General features: G+C 62.2%; 16 protein-coding genes. 9 read left to right on the forward strand and 7 right to left on the reverse strand.

What is annotated here, in order from left to right; all coding sequences use genetic code 11:
* Positions 1-66: 66 nt before the first annotated feature.
* The 4 genes from G6N73_RS03675 to G6N73_RS03690 form a co-directional block, all read right to left on the reverse strand.
* On the reverse strand, positions 67-1,320 hold the full coding sequence (locus G6N73_RS03675; protein WP_165023492.1) for a L,D-transpeptidase family protein: 1,254 nt from the start codon (positions 1,318-1,320) through the stop codon (positions 67-69).
* A 356-nt stretch (positions 1,321-1,676) separates the two neighbouring features.
* Entirely contained in the window at positions 1,677-2,192 is a 516-nt protein-coding gene (ldtR, locus tag G6N73_RS03680) for a transcriptional regulator LdtR (protein ID WP_008836742.1), read from the reverse strand.
* A gap of 164 nt (positions 2,193-2,356) precedes the next feature.
* On the reverse strand, positions 2,357-2,773 hold the full coding sequence (locus G6N73_RS03685; RefSeq protein WP_165023496.1) for a DUF6163 family protein: 417 nt from the start codon (positions 2,771-2,773) through the stop codon (positions 2,357-2,359).
* A gap of 8 nt (positions 2,774-2,781) precedes the next feature.
* The gene (locus G6N73_RS03690; RefSeq protein WP_165023499.1) at positions 2,782-3,831 is read right to left on the reverse strand and encodes an enoyl-CoA hydratase/isomerase family protein; all 1,050 of its coding nucleotides are present in this window, start codon (positions 3,829-3,831) and stop codon (positions 2,782-2,784) included.
* Positions 3,832-4,101: 270 nt separating this feature from the next.
* Between G6N73_RS03690 and hemB the strand changes: the two genes are divergently transcribed.
* The 3 genes from hemB to G6N73_RS03705 are packed head-to-tail and all read left to right on the forward strand — an operon-like array spanning position 4,102 to position 5,829.
* Positions 4,102-5,133: a porphobilinogen synthase gene (hemB, locus tag G6N73_RS03695; RefSeq protein ID WP_165023502.1), complete on the forward strand. Its 1,032-nt coding sequence runs from the start codon at positions 4,102-4,104 to the stop codon at positions 5,131-5,133.
* 46 nt (positions 5,134-5,179) lie between these two features.
* Positions 5,180-5,476, forward strand: a complete 297-nt coding sequence (locus G6N73_RS03700; RefSeq protein WP_165023505.1) for a nucleotidyltransferase family protein — start codon at positions 5,180-5,182, stop codon at positions 5,474-5,476.
* Positions 5,476-5,829, forward strand: coding sequence for a HepT-like ribonuclease domain-containing protein (locus G6N73_RS03705; RefSeq protein WP_165023508.1), 354 nt, complete (start codon positions 5,476-5,478; stop codon positions 5,827-5,829). Before G6N73_RS03700 ends, G6N73_RS03705 begins: the two co-directional genes overlap by 1 nt.
* 119 nt (positions 5,830-5,948) lie before the next feature.
* Here G6N73_RS03705 and G6N73_RS03710 read toward each other — a convergent pair whose 3' ends face one another.
* A complete protein-coding gene (locus tag G6N73_RS03710; RefSeq protein WP_165023511.1) occupies positions 5,949-6,092 on the reverse strand; it encodes a hypothetical protein in 144 nt (47 codons plus the stop codon).
* A 44-nt stretch (positions 6,093-6,136) separates the two neighbouring features.
* Entirely contained in the window at positions 6,137-6,274 is a 138-nt protein-coding gene (locus G6N73_RS03715) for a hypothetical protein (RefSeq protein WP_165023514.1), read from the reverse strand.
* A 169-nt stretch (positions 6,275-6,443) separates the two neighbouring features.
* Here G6N73_RS03715 and G6N73_RS03720 point away from each other — a divergent pair, with 169 nt between their 5' ends.
* Positions 6,444-7,505, forward strand: coding sequence for a LacI family DNA-binding transcriptional regulator (locus G6N73_RS03720; RefSeq protein ID WP_165023517.1), 1,062 nt, complete (start codon positions 6,444-6,446; stop codon positions 7,503-7,505).
* A gap of 50 nt (positions 7,506-7,555) precedes the next feature.
* Here the strand turns inward: G6N73_RS03720 and G6N73_RS03725 are convergent, their stop codons facing one another.
* Positions 7,556-9,472, reverse strand: a complete 1,917-nt coding sequence (locus tag G6N73_RS03725; RefSeq protein WP_165023627.1) for an ABC transporter ATP-binding protein/permease — start codon at positions 9,470-9,472, stop codon at positions 7,556-7,558.
* 353 nt (positions 9,473-9,825) lie between these two features.
* Here G6N73_RS03725 and G6N73_RS03730 point away from each other — a divergent pair, with 353 nt between their 5' ends.
* The 5 genes from G6N73_RS03730 (at position 9,826) to G6N73_RS03745 (ending at position 14,641) form a co-directional block, all read left to right on the forward strand.
* Positions 9,826-10,296: an RDD family protein gene (locus tag G6N73_RS03730; protein ID WP_165023520.1), complete on the forward strand. Its 471-nt coding sequence runs from the start codon at positions 9,826-9,828 to the stop codon at positions 10,294-10,296.
* A 127-nt stretch (positions 10,297-10,423) separates the two neighbouring features.
* Positions 10,424-11,179: an arginyltransferase gene (locus G6N73_RS03735; RefSeq protein WP_165023522.1), complete on the forward strand. Its 756-nt coding sequence runs from the start codon at positions 10,424-10,426 to the stop codon at positions 11,177-11,179.
* A gap of 458 nt (positions 11,180-11,637) precedes the next feature.
* Positions 11,638-12,477 carry a DUF2865 domain-containing protein gene (locus G6N73_RS03740; protein WP_246251586.1) on the forward strand — a complete coding sequence of 280 codons (840 nt, stop codon included), beginning with the start codon at positions 11,638-11,640 and terminating at the stop codon, positions 12,475-12,477.
* Between the two features lie 427 nt (positions 12,478-12,904).
* Entirely contained in the window at positions 12,905-13,027 is a 123-nt protein-coding gene (locus tag G6N73_RS37870; protein ID WP_281352830.1) for a hypothetical protein, read from the forward strand.
* Between the two features lie 21 nt (positions 13,028-13,048).
* The gene (locus G6N73_RS03745) at positions 13,049-14,641 is read left to right on the forward strand and encodes a hypothetical protein (protein WP_165023527.1); all 1,593 of its coding nucleotides are present in this window, start codon (positions 13,049-13,051) and stop codon (positions 14,639-14,641) included.
* Positions 14,642-14,716: the final 75 nt, after the last annotated feature.

The following is a 14,716-nucleotide window of genomic DNA, read 5'->3' on the forward strand; positions in this document are numbered from 1 at the left end:
CAAGGCGGAGATACGCGCAAAAAAAGCCGCCCGGAGGCGGCTTTTTCTTTGAAATTTCCCGAACGCTCAGAGTGCGGAGGAAATCTGCAGCTCGTCGACGCCGTCGCGGGCGTAGATGTCGTCGCGGAAATGCACCACCGCGTCACCCGTCGACCAGGCCGAGACATAGGTGAAGTAGACCGGGACCGGATCGGCAAGCTGCACCGGCGTGCTCTCGCCGCTCTTGATCGTCTGCTCGAAGCGCTGGCGGTCCCAGCCTTCGGTGCCGCGCAGCAGCCAGGTGACGAGGTCGCGCACGTTCTGGACGCGCACGCAGCCCGACGAATCGAAGCGCATCAGCTTGGAGAACAGGCTCTGCTGCGGCGTGTCGTGCATGTAGACGGCATGCGGGTTGGGGAAGTTGATCTTGACCGAAGCCATGGCGTTGCCGGCGCCGGGATCCTGACGGAAACGGAACTTCGCCGCGTCTTCGGTGTTCCAGTCGATCGTGGTCGGATCGAGCTCGTTGCCGTCCGGCCCGAGAATGCGGATGCTGTTTTCGGTCAGATATTGCGGGTTCTTCCGCATCAGCGGGATGATGTCCTTGCGGACGATCGATTCCGGCGCGTTCCAGTAAGGGTTGACGATGACTTCGTTGATCTTGGAATTGAGGATCGGCGTCTGGCGGTCGATCTTGCCGACGATCGCGGTGTGGCGCAGCACCACACGGCCGTTTTCGACCGCCTCGATCTGCGCGGCCGGGATGTTGACCATGACATAGCGGTAGCCGAGATCGCCCGACATGCTGCGCAGCCGGACCAGGTTGGTCTCGAGCTGGCCGAGGCGGACGGGCGCCGACACGTTCATCGCGGCATAGGAATACTGGCCGAGGACGCCGTCGGACGGCAGGCCGTGACGGGCCTGGAACCGCTTGACCGCGCCGTCGACATAGGTGTCGAAGGCCGGCGAAATGCCGGCGTTCTGCGACAGGTCGCCCGAGATCATCAGCCGCTTGCGCAGCGCCTCGACGTCCGGGTCGATGACGCCGAGCTTCAGCTTCTTGGTAGCCGGAACGATCGGCCAGCCGCCCTGGGCGACGATGCCCTGATAGCGGGCGACAGCCTGCTCGATGTAGGAGACCGTCTGCGGCGAGAAGATCGGCAGGTTCGAGGCGACCTTGCCGCCTTCGCTGGCGCGGGCGTCGAACGTGTCGTCCCAGTTGCCGCGGCGCGACGATTTGAGGATATCGCCGATCACGTCCTGGGCGCTGGCGGCGCCCGCGAATGCGGTTGCGGCGATCGCGCCCGCACCGGAGAGGAAGAAGCGGCGGGTTGTTTTCATGGACATTCCAGACATCGATCCTGCGTTTCGACAACGGACGAATTTCATCCGGATTCTATGGCGGCCATCGTTAACAAATGGCCAACCATAATCCCCCGCCGCCCCTGTCCTGAATGCAACGAAGGGATGTGGGCGTCGGCAAGCGGCATCCGGCTTGACGGTCAGTTCAGCATCCGGATTTTCACTGGATTATGGCGTTAGCGTGACCGCCATGGACACGTAGCCGTGACGAAGACCAAAAAGAAAGCCCGCGCCGTCGCCGGCGTGGGCTTTGCTTGAAAAGTGTTGCTCGTTTGCCGCTGCTGCCGGCCGCGAGCGAAAGCCGCTGCGGCAAGCCAGCAATATCGGCGTAGTCCTTACATCCTGTAAGCGATCGTATCGTTCCAGAAGCGGTCGAGGCGCTGCAGGGCGCGGTTCATCTGCTTGAACTCTTCGGTGTTGATGCCGCCGACTTGCTCGATCGAGCCGACATGGCGGTCGTAGAGCCCGGCCACCACTTCGGCGACTTCCTGGCCCTTCGGCGTCAGGCTGACGCGAACCGAGCGGCGGTCGATGCGCGAGCGCTGGTGGTTGATGAAGCCGAGATCGACCAGCTTCTTCAGATTGTAGGAGACGTTGGAGCCGAGATAATAGCCGCGCGAGCGCAGTTCGCCGGCGGTCAGCTCGGAATTGCCGATGTTGAACAGCAGCAGTGCCTGGATAGCATTGATGTCGCTGCGGCCGTTGCGGTCGAATTCATCCTTGATGACGTCGAGCAAACGGCGGTGCAGCCGTTCGACGAGCTGAAGCGATTCCATGTAAAGGGAGCGGATCGCGTCGCGGCGATCGTCGGATACGTTAGCGGTCTTGGCCGCTTGACGCTGGTTGATCATTGTCTTTGCCTCTCGTTTGTCGCCCGGTGATTGTTTTGTTTCTCACCTTGATCGCGACACTATCGAATGCACATAAAATTCGACTTAAACGCCAAGCTTAACAATGCCTTACCGGGCATGGCTTTCGAAAGAGGCTTAATGAACGATGACGCGAACGGATAAAATTAACCGTGTCGGGCCTGTCGCCGCTTCTGCAAGAAAATGACGATGCGGAAGGCGACGTAGAGAAGCGCGACGAAGGCGTGCGACCAGACGATGGCCGGGCGGGCGCCGAACAGGTCCGGGAGGCCGGCATACATGACGATCTCGGTCGCCGCGCAGATGAACCAGATCACCGGTCCCCACGACGCCAGCATCCACAGGCCGCTGGCGGCGAACGGATAAAACACCGACAGGGTGACCGCGGCGATCTGCCAGTGGACCGGCATCAGGTCGAAGCGCCACAGCGCGCCGTCATAGATGCCGATCAGGCGCACCCAATAAAGCACGCCGAACAGCAGGCAATAGCCGGCGATGATGCGCTGGAACCAGGCGAAAGCGATCTCGACGGCGGAGAGCCCGATCGCCGGCTGCCTGTCCATGAACACGCTCACAGAACCAGATCTCCGCCCGTAAGCGGCGCGAAATAGGCCTCGATGGCGGCGGGGTCGACGTCGTCCAGCGTCGCCGGCCACCACTCGGGCTTCGAGCCTTTGTCGATGATCGCGGCGCGGATGCCCTCGTAGAAATCATGGCCGGAGAGCATGCGGTTGACGATCCTGAACTCCATGCGCATGCACTCGTCCATGTCGAGCATCGCGCCCATATTGATCTGCCGGAAGGCGACGTTGACGCTGGTCGGCGAGCGTTTCTCGATGGTGGCGAGCGCGGCTGCGGCAAACTCGCCGGCAGGCTCGGCCGCGTGCCGGCGCAGGCCGGTGAGCAGGTCGTGCAGTTTTTCGCGCGAGAAGGACTGCGCGATCAGATGCAGCGTCGCATCGTCGGTCTCGCGCGGCGGCACATGGCATACCTTCTTCAGGGCAGCGTCCGGCCGGCCCGTCGCGCAGAGCTCCTCGACCAGGCCGTCGAGCTTCGAGGCGGCCACCACATAGGTGGCGAGCCCCGCCCACAGCGCGTCACCGTAGCGGATGCGGCTGCCGGTCAGGCCGAGATACATGCCGAAGCTGCCCTTGATGCGTGACAAAAGAAAGCTGCCGCCGACATCCGGGAAGAAACCGATGCCGACTTCGGGCATGGCGAAGACCGCATTCTCCGTCATCACCCGGTGCGAGCCGTGGAACGACACGCCGACGCCGCCGCCCATGACGATGCCGTCGATCAGCGCGACATAGGGTTTCTTGAAGCGGGCGACGGCCGCATTCAGCCGGTATTCGTCGGCGAAGAAGTCGATCGGCGGATTGCCGGCGCGGCCCGCTTCATAGATGTCGAGGATGTCGCCGCCCGCCGAAAACGCCTTGCCCTCGGCCTTGATCACCACCACCGCCACGCCCGGATCGGCTTCCCACGCCGCAAGCGCCGCGCTCAACGCCCGGACCATGCGGTGGGTGACAGCGTTCAGCGCCTTCGGGCGGGTCAGCGTGACGATGCCGGCCTTGCCGCTTCGCTCGAAACGGATCTCATCGCCGCCGCCAAAATCCATCGTTGCAAAAATCCCTTGCGGCCCCTGCCGAGCTTAAGTGCTAAAGGAGGGCGGACGGGCGCGTCAATGGCAGGTTTGGAGGGGAGGGGATATGCCTGATATCTTGCGCATTGCCTGGGTGATTGCCTGTAGCGCTTTTTCCGCGCCGCAATGCGCGGGCGGCGCAGATCCTGTCGGGAAACGGCGCGCCGCAAAAGCGCCTGGCACAAGCTGCCGCATTGGCGATGAACGCCCCGGCGTGCTAGAGACCGGCGATCCGGAGGCAGGCCGATGAACAGATTCACCCCCGCAAAGCCCGCCGGCGTCCGCTCGGTCGACGAAATCACCGGCAGCCGCCGCCTGCGCCGCATGCGCAAGGCGGACTGGTCGCGCAGGCTGGTCCAGGAGAACCGGCTGACGGTGGACGATCTGATCTGGCCGATCTTCGTCATAGAAGGCGAGGGGCGGCGCGAGCCGATCCCGGCCATGCCGGGCGTTTTCCGCCTGACGCTAGATCTGGCCGTGACGGAAGCCGAGCGCGCGGCGAAGCTCGGCATCCCGGCCATCGCCACTTTCCCGAACATCGAAATCGACCGGCGCGACCAGACCGGCTCGCACATTCTCGATCCGGAAAACGTCATCAACCGCGCCACCCGCGCCATCAAGGCCGCCGTGCCCGAGATCGGCATCATCACCGACGCCGCGCTCGACCCGTTCACCAGCCACGGCCATGACGGCATCCTGCGCGACGGCGTCATCGTCAATGACGAGACGGTCGAGCAGGTCGCCGCTGCCGCCGTCATCCAGGCGGCGAGCGGCGCCGACATCATCGCGCCGTCGGACATGATGGACGGGCGCATCGGCGCTATCCGCGACGCGCTCGACGCCAACGGCTTCCAGGACGTGGCGATCATGTCCTATGCGACGAAATTCGCCTCCGCCTTCTACGGCCCCTACCGCGAGGCTGTCGGCACCGCCGGCCTGCTCAAGGGCGACAAGAAGACTTACTATCTCGACCACGCCAACTCCGACGAGGCGGTGCGCGAGGCCGAGCAGGATATTCTCGAGGGCGCCGACATGATCATGGTCAAGCCGGGCCTGCCCTATCTCGACATTATCCGCCGGCTGAAGGACGAGTTTTCGATGCCGACCTTCGCCTACCAGGTGTCGGGCGAATATTCGATGATCAAGGCCGCCGCCGCCAATGGCTGGATCGACGGCGAGAAGGCGATGCTGGAAAGCCTACTCGCCTTCAAGCGAGCCGGTTGCGACGGCATCCTGACCTACTTCGCGCCGGAAGTGGCGGAGCTGCTGCGGAGGTGAGCGACCGGTTCTATATGGGAGCGCTGCGTTGCTGTAGGATATAGGCATGAACAGGACTGAAGCCATCAGCAAGTTGCGGAAAAGCGCGGATGCCGTGAAGGGCATGGGCGCCACGGCGCTTTACCTGTTCGGCTCGACTGTACGCGACGAAACATCCGGGCGCAGCGATCTCGACCTGTTCATCGACTATGACGCCAGCAGACGGTTTTCTCTGCTCGATCTTATCGCCATCAAGCAACTGCTCGAAGAGGAGATGGCGGTGGAAGTGGACGTCACGACACGCGACAGTCTCCATCCGATGCTGAAGGAAGACATCGAGCGCTCGGCCGTCCGCGTGTTCTGATGGCTAAGCGCAAGATCGGCCCCATCCTGGCGGAAATACTGGAGGCACTCGATGGCATCGAGGCAGCGACCGCCGGCAAGACGCTTGAAGAATTTCAGGCTGACTGGCTGTTGAAGCATGGCGTCCAGCGCGGCTTGGAGATCATCTCCGAAGCTGCTCGTCACATACCTGACGATCTGCTTGCGCTTGCTCCGGACGTTCCCTGGAAGCAAGTTCGTGGCATAGGCAACGTGCTGCGGCATGAATATCATAAGATCGCCGACCCGATTGTCTGGGCCGTGGTCGTCGACAGCTTGCCCTCGTTACGCTCCGCCATGGAAATCATTTCCGAATCGCTCGCCAACGACAACTAAACTCGCGATCGCAATTCCTTTGCCTGCGAAGGATCGGAAGCTGCTTCAGCCTCATTGGGCAGAAACGCAGGAGAATCCCGACGGCAGTCGCCTATTAGATAAGAACGGCTCCGCCATCCTCACGGCAGCCGGAGCAGGCGCTGCAAGGGGTGGATCCGTGGCCTGACCGGCGCTTCCTTCAGCGCATCCTCGTCGCGCTTCGGGCGCGGGATGCCCCAGTACTTGCGATAGATGTCTTCGAACAGAAGATGGATAGGATGCATGGCAGCCTCCTTCATTCCTTTGGATCGATTCAATGACTGACCCGTCAAATCGCGGCTGCGTCGCGGGCCGAGCGCTTCCGGCGCGAGGCGTACCAGCGCTTGCGCTCGTTCCAGGCATTGCCTTTCGGGATGCCCCAATGGTTGCGGTAGATGTCTTCGAACAAATAGTTGACGGGATGCATAGCGGCCTCCGCTTTCAGCTTGGATCGATCCAATCGGCGGAACCATGCTTCCGATTGGATCGATTCAAAAATAATCCGATCGGCGATGATGTCAAGTAAAATTTGAATCGATCCAAGCGCTATGCTATCTGTGGCCCAAACGGCGCCTCGATCGCGGCAAGGAGAACGAATGACGAGACCGGTCAGGCTTGCGGATGTGGCCAGGGAGGCCGGCGTCTCGCATGGAACCGCCTCCAACGTGTTCAGCCGCCCGGAAATCGTGCGGGACGAGGTGAGGGAACGCGTCTTCACGGCCGCGCAAAAGCTCGGCTATGCCGGCCCGGATCCTAAGGGCCGGCTGCTGCGTGCCGGCAAGGTCAACGCGATCGGCGTGGCGACTGCCGAGCCGCTTTCCTATTTCTTCGACGATCCGTTCGCGCGCACTGTTATGTCCGGCATCAGCCAGGCCTGCGACGCCACCGGCGCGGGGATATCGCTGGTCTCGGCGGCCAATAAGGAACAACTCGCCTGGAACATCCAGAGCGCACTCGTCGACGGCTTCATCGTCTTCTGCGTCGAGGGCGGGTCGCGCCTGGTCGAACTGACCCGGGAGCGAAAGCTGCCCTTCGTGACCCTGGATTTCGCTGAGCGTGACGACACGGTCGCCACCATCGGTGTCGACGACGTCGCCGGCGCAGGCATGGCGGCCCGGCACCTTGCCGAACTCGGCCACCGGGGCTTCGCCGTTCTCGCGTTGCCGACCATCGAGACCGGCTACGGGCCGACGACCCTGGAGCGTGCGCAAAACGCCATCTATTCGGGTACGCGCGACCGCGTCCGCGGCTATTTCGAGGCGCTTGCCGCGCATGGGATCGACGTGAAGGCAGTCCCGATCTACGAAACCGAAAACGACGAAGCGTCCACCCGCGCCGGCATGGAGCATTTGTTCGCGGCCGCGGAGCCGCCGACGGCAATCCTGGCTATGTCGGATCGCATGGCGCTGGAGGCGCTCGATTGGCTGCGCGAGCGCGGCATCGACGTTCCCCGCGAGGTATCGGTGATCGGCTTCGACGGGGTGCCGGAAAGCGCCGTCTCGATCCCGCCACTGACGACGGTCGCGCAGCCCATCGTCGAGATTGGCCGCCGGGCCGTGCAGGCGATTCTCGGCTTCGACGGGACGATCCGGCAGGAAATACTGGATGTCGAGCTCGTGGTCCGAGGCTCGACGGCCGCCGCGCCCGGAATCAGGTGATGCCGGCCTGACCCGATTCTCAGCATACCCAGCCCAACGCCGCGGCGACTTTACCGGATGGGCTGGCTGGTCCCGTCCTTCCGGCGGAGACGCGGAATGCCCAACCTGCTTACCGCGACCGGCTGTTCCAGGATCGTCGTGAGTTCGGCCGGAAGCGTGGCGCGAAGCGGATGCTTGACCGCGACGCCGTCAGCGATGCTGAGCACGCTGTCGTAGAACTCCGCTCCGGTCGCCGATTTCGGCGGCGAGGCCTCGTGCATGACACTGATCACCGTGATGCCGGGACAATTGTCCTTGATTGCCTGGTGGAAGGCGGTTTTCGCTGCGACGTCGAGCGCGCCCGTCGCTTCGTCGAGGAACAGCAGACCCGGCCGGTGCAAAAGGATGCGCGCCAGCACCAGCTTCTGCTTCTGCCCGCCGGACAAAACCTCGTCCCAGCATTTTCCATCGCGGCAGGTCTCGCCCAGAAATTCGATGAACTCGCCGAGGCCGGCCTTGTGCAGGGCTGATGAGGCCGCTGCGTCCGAATGGCCGCAATGGCTCTCGGGCAGGCAGACGAGCTGCTTCAGCGATACTCGCGACAGCCTTATGTCCTGTGACGCATAGAAGGAGCGGACGCCTTCGGGAAAGACCACGTCGCCGCCGCCATGCGGCCAGAGCCCGTTGATCGCCTTCAGGAGGCTGGTCTTGCCGCAGCCGGATTCGCCTTTCATGAAGGTCCATTCGCCGCGGCGGAAGCGCAGATTGGCCGCGGTGACGAAGGGTGTCGCGTCATCGCCCTCGTGCAGCAGTTCCAGATCGCGGACGGTCAGCCCGAACACCGCATGCTGGTTGCCGAAGCGGAAATCGCACCGGCCGGTGCTGCGGTAGAATTCGGCCGGCTGCTGCACTTGTTCAATGGCGTTGGCGAGATCGCTCACGCGCCTGGCGTTGGCTTTCAGCGTCGCGATCGCCGGCATGACATGGATGAACCAGGAACATTGGCTGATCAGCGAATTGACCAGTTCGGCGCCGGTTATGTAGCCCTTCAGGCTGATCTTTTCGTGCATGTAGGGCAACAACCCCGGGCCGTACGCGACGATCCGGGAGCCGAGGAAATCGTAGATCTTCTCGAAGGACATGTAGCCTGAGTGGAACCAGTTCAGGCGCGACCATGTGCGGTCGATGTCCGTGTAGAGGCTTTCGTGCATCTCCTTCTGCACGACTTCGCCGCGTGCGGCCGCGACATGAAAGCTGCGGCGTAAAAGCGTGGTCAACTCGCTGCGGTAGCTGCCTTCGGCGCGCTGGATGGCGATGGTCAGTTGCTCGAGTATCCTGCCGAGCTTCAGGGCGATGAAGGTGTTCAGCGGCACGTAGGCGGCGACCGCCGCGAAGGCGACGATCGCGCCGCCATAGACGCCCAGAAATTCGAGGCCGGCGACCACCGTCGAGGTCTCGAGCAGCTTCTGGCCGACGAAGAACAGCGACGCGGCGACGCCCATGACGCCCATGGCAAGGCCGATCGCGCCGCCTGTCATGCCTTTGATGGATTCCTGCACGCGCTGGTCGATGTTGTCGGGAGGGGCAAGCGGCGCGCCATCCTGATCGCGGGCGCCGTGCTGCAAATGAAAGTGGGTATGATTGGCGTCGAGCAGGGCTTCGTTGAAGCGGCCGTTCAGCCAGCCGCGCCATTTGCGGTGGAGGGTCGTCGAGAAGAGGTGCCGGACGCCGATTATGCCGGCGTCCTTGAGGATCACGAGAAGGACCAGCAGGCCGGCATTGCCGAGCACCGTGGCCAGCGGGCTGGCGTTGCCGGGATCGTGGAAGTAGGCGATCGAGTTGACGAGTTCGCCGGAGGCTTCGGCCATCCATACGCTGGTCTTGCTGGAAGCCGCCGTGAACAGCGCGATCACCACCGTCAGCGTCCAGGCTTCCTTCCACCGGTTCGAGAACCAGTAGGCCCGCATCAGGCCCCAGAAGCCGCACATCGAAGAAACGGGCGTCAATGAAGGGGAATTAACCCTGCCACGCCATCTGCGTATAAGCCCTGGTCGAGGTCTTACGACACCCGCCCGAATCACAACGTAACCACCCTTTAAGCCCCTTTTTTGCCATCAAAGTAACATGATTCGGCCATTTTCAAACTGATTTGTCGGCGAAGTGGCCTTAGCCGTATTGTGAGACGAGTAATCTTAGGGATTAGTTTCCGACGCGCCGACCTTCCGGGAGCCACTTGGCGTGTGGCGACGGCAAGCCGGCACGCTCTTGAAGTTTTTGCCGCTTTTCACCATTTCCGGCGCGTCCGGCTTGTAATCTTCCCGGATTATCGAAAGGAAAGGCAATGGGCACCCAGGCACTCGACGGCGAGATCATCGCAACCCGGCTGGACGATGTACGCGCTTATGAAGGCGTACTGACCCGGCGTGTGCTCGCCTTCTGCATCGACTATATGATCGTTGCGGTCCTCATCATTCCCTTCGCGATACTGATCGCTATTTTGGGGGTCCTGACGCTCGGCCTCGGCTGGATGCTGTTCAGCATTCTCGTGCCGGCGGTGGCGCTCGTCTATGTCTGGAACACGCTCGGCGGCCCCAACCAGGCCACGGTCGGCATGCGCATGATGGGCATCCGTCTCGACAGGCTTGACGGCAACCGGGTCGACGGCATGCTTGCCGTGGTTCATTCCGTTCTGTTCTGGGGCCTGAACGTTGTGCTGACGCCGCTGATCCTGCTTGCGACCCTGTTCACCGACCGCAAGCGCGCCGTTCACGATCTGCTGCTCGGAACCGTGGTCACACGCACCGACCGCTGACCTGGCGTTTGGCGAACAGTCGGCCGCATCGGTCGACAACGATCACAATAGGATCACGAATATTGAGTTGAATTTTTCGCTGCTGGGGCCATGGTAGTGTTGTTCGCGGGAGCCTAACCTACGCGCCATGACGCACCATACGACACAGTCGCCGCAATTCTTCCTGACCGCGCCTTCGCCGTGCCCCTATATTGAAGGCCAGTTCGAGCGGAAGGTATTCACGCATCTGGTCGGCGACAAGGCGCCCGAGATGAACGACCTCCTGACGCAGGGGGGCTTCCGCCGTTCGCAGAACATCGCCTACCGGCCTGCCTGTGAATCCTGCCGCGCCTGCGTCTCGGTGCGCATCCTTGCCGGCGAGTTCCAGGCGACGAAGAACATGCGGCGGGTCATCCAGCGCAATTCCGACCTGATCGGCGCCATGCACGACGCCGAGCCCTCAACCGAGCAATATTCGCTGTTTCGCCGCTATCTCGACGCCCGCCACCGCAAGGGCGGCATGTCCGACATGACCGTGCTCGACTACGCCATGATGGTGGAGGACACCCATGTCGACACCAAGATCATCGAATACCGCAAGCGCGGGCCGGACAGCTTCATCACCGGCCGGGGGCAGGGCGAGCTGATCGCGGTGGCGCTCTCGGACAAGATGGCGGACGGCCTGTCCATGGTCTATTCCTACTTCAATCCGGACTTCGAGGATCGCTCGCTCGGCACCTTCATGATCCTCGACCACATTGCGCGCGCCCGCGCCGCCGGCCTGCCCCATGTCTATCTCGGCTATTGGGTCAACGGCTCGCGCAAGATGAGCTATAAGGTGCGCTTCATGCCGCAGGAACATCTCGGCCCGAGGGGTTGGGAGCGCTTCCCGCCGCAGACCTGACACTCCCGGCCCCGCACACCCACGCTGCCGCTGGATTTCTTGACGGAGCAAGACCGTGTCAGCGACCGAGACCAATCACGCCCCGGGGCCTGCTGCTGATCGCCATTGGCGGTATGGCTCTCTCGTCCTGCATTCACTCTGGCAGCTCAATCACGGCCGCAGGCGCTCCGCCGCACAGACGGTCGGCCATCCGGCATAGATAAGCCGGCGTTAACGCGGGCGAGAATTCACCCTCCGCCGTTAAACATCGCGCATAGGTTGCGCCTCAGGTTGTTGACAGCTTCCGCACATCCGCACTACGGATTATCAAATTGTGTGCGGGGCCGAAGGCAATGCAAGCTGGTCCTAAATTACGTTTTTCTTATATAGTTGGGCGATGGGTCAATTGGCTTCAGGTCGAGCCAAACTATAACTGTCGCCTAATCTCCCCGATCATTTCGGCGATTGCCGCATTCATCTTGACGGTTTCGGCCGTGTCCTACGCCCATGCCGACGCATGCAGCGCTTTGCGCAGCCAGCTTCGCACGGTCGGCCGTTCCGTGAGCGCCAATCCCGAGGCCGCGCAGCTTGCCCGGCAATTGGCGGCGATCCGCTCTCTCGAACGCAAGCGTCAGTGTTCCGCGACCAGAGAACGGGGCGGTTGGTTCAATCCCTGCGCCGATCTGGCAAAGCGCCGCGCCGCTGTGCAGCGGCAGATAAGCCGGGTTTCTAGCCGCGGGTTCGCCGGGCCGGATGACGCTGCGGCGATCCGGGGGAGGCTCGCAGCGCTCGGATGCGCGGCGTCGCCCGGCCGGCAACGCACCGCCCGCGCGGCGCCGGCGCCGGCGATGCTGTTCTGCGTCAGGCTGTCGGACGGCTATCTGTTTCCGCCGCCGCATTCCCAGTTTGTCGGGGAGGACGACTATAAGGCCACCCTCGACCGCTGCCGGTTCATCTGCGGCGAAGAGGGCATGGACGTCTATACGCTGGACGACGTGAGCCGCGAAACCGAGGAGATGGTGTCGGTCGAAACGCGAAAGCCCTATACGGAGCTGCCGTCGGCCTTCGCCTATCGCGAGGCCACGGCATTCCGCGCCTGCGACCTGCAGCGTTATCACCGGCGCGTCGAGGAGGCGAGGGCGCGGTCAGTCACCCCGTTCAAGATGACCGATGTCGTCATTCCCTTGCCGACGCCCCGGCCTGACATGAGCACCTTTGCCAGCATCTCCGGCGGGCCCTCCGAGGCCGCGCCGGCGTCCGGCGAACCGGCGAAGCGGCGTGTGAGATTGGTCGGCCCGGCCTTTCTTCCGGCCGAATAGCCCAGCGCAGAGCCGTGGCGGAATGGTAGCGTCTCAGCTTGAATTTCGGCTGTGCGGCGTCCACGGCGGCTACCAGAACGAGCGGGTGGCGCTATTTCCAGATATTCGGGATGCTTCTCGAAAGCGGACGGTCGCCGTTGGCAGGAGTTGACCTATTCCTTGACGAGGAAGTGGTTCAGATCATCTCTCGTATTACCCCAATCGAACTATAGCTAAATCGCATGCCGCCGGTAGCCATCTAGTAGGCAGCTTATGTTGCCTACTGGACAAGGCTAATATGTGTGGCAAATCTCACAGACTACCGGAAACCAGGGTCGTACAGTTCGACATGCGCCGAGCTCGGGCATAGTAATTTTTCCGCTCCCGAACCCTCGCATGCTCGCTACTTCGAGTAGCGAGGCCATGTGCGCTCTCAAGGGAGGCCAGCATGAAATCGTTCAAAGCCTTTCTGGTTTTCGGATTCCTGTCCGCGCTGATCGGCTCGGTGACGCTCCTCGAGGCAACGCCCGAAGCCAATGCGCAACAGTGCCCGAACGGCGTTTGTCCTTAGAAAGCGAGGGAGGACAATGCCATGTCGGACTTGTTCCTCTCGACCGAGTTCTGGTTCGGCGCCGCCGTGCTCGGCGCATACCAGTTCGCGAAGTTCAGCGAGCTCAGTTCGCTGGACCCTGAGTTCGCCGCGCGCTCCGCGACCATCCCAAATCTGCGGGCGATCGACTTCGCTGGAAGAGTGACCTACTGCGCTACGCTTGTGGCTTTCCTGGTAGCGACATTCCTCATCTATTTCGTCCTGTGCAAAGTATCCCCGACCATCCTGCTCGGTTGGGCTCAAGTATCCGGTGCGCAGTTAGACGAGGAGCTTAAGAAGTTCGTCGACACCGTTAACTACCCTCTCTACATCGCGGCCGCATACATCGGTTTTACCCAGCCGGGCATTCCTTTTCTCTCCAACATTGGGAACGTGCAGCGGAACATGTTCCACGCCTGGATGGGAGTCCCTAGCCGGGTCATGAGCACGTCTAGCTTCTTCGCCACCCAGATATTCACGCGATGTCAGGATACAAAGCAGTTGGCCAAGGAGCTTCAAATATTGGTCGGTGACGCCTTTGTGCAACGTATCGAAGCCTATGCCGACGCGGACTTCTACCGGGCTCACCTCGCGCGGCTGAAGCTCGACGATGCAGCCGAGCTCCTGAAGGGGACACGGCGGGAACTAAAAATCCTCACGCGACAGCTTGTGGACGTGGCGTCGCTCGCGACCGTACGGGAGAGCGGCGTGGCGTCCCTGTCTCGGCTGGCCGGCGATCTTCGCGTTTCCATGCTTCCGAACTCCGGCTGGTCTAACGCTTTCCTTGCGGGCGGTACTCTGTTCCTTATCGGAATGACATTCCTATGGAACCTCATTCCGGTGTTTGACAGTACGGCGGAACGGTTCCTGAGCGCTGGGTCCGAATATGACTTCTGGCCAAACAATCTTCGGTTCTCCGGTCAGTATCTCATATCGCAGGCCGGACCAATCTTTCTTGCTATCGGCGTTGCTTTAGCAACATGGGTAAGCGCTTTTGGTCGAGCACAGATGGTCGCTGTCGACGAACCTCAGCCCGTTGCCGGAATGGCTGACCATTTCAGCCGCTATGCGGGCCTGTTGGCCTTTACCGTAATCGCCATCGTCCTGTTCGACATTTTCCAGGCGTTTTTTGATTACGGAGCCTACGGGCTTGGAAAAACGACGGAATTCGTGGCTTTAGTTCAGGTAAGCCTGCCCTTCTACCTGCTGCACTCTTTCGTATCGCTCGTTGTTTGCTTCGTGCTGCTGCGTTACATGGACGACCGCACGCAGCCGCCGAGGTGGAGGGCGGCATCCACGATCTCGCTCCTGGTGGCGGGGGTGGCGTTGGCGTCGCTTTTCTATGCAGCGGCGCAGGTGCAGCACAAGTTCGATGCGCCCTTCGGTCCCAATGGCGCGGACCTGGCCGTCCTGATGGTCGTCATCAACGTATCGGCGGCATTAATGGCATTCGTGTGCGCTGCTCTGTGCAAGCGTCAGGCTGAAACATCGCCTAACGGTCCGCGGCGGCAGGATCTGCCTCGAACTCCGGTGACAGAGTTCGCGGGGGGCCGTGTGGATGCTCCACTGGCTCCGGCTGTCCCAACCGGCGAGTAGGCCGAGCGCGCCAAGAGCTTCCGGGGGTATGGCTCTGGCCAGGACCTCAGCGATCGCGACCCATTCTGGAGGATG

Source organism: Allomesorhizobium camelthorni (genome assembly GCF_011045125.1).
Taxonomy (GTDB): Bacteria; Pseudomonadota; Alphaproteobacteria; order Rhizobiales; family Rhizobiaceae; genus Allomesorhizobium; species Allomesorhizobium camelthorni.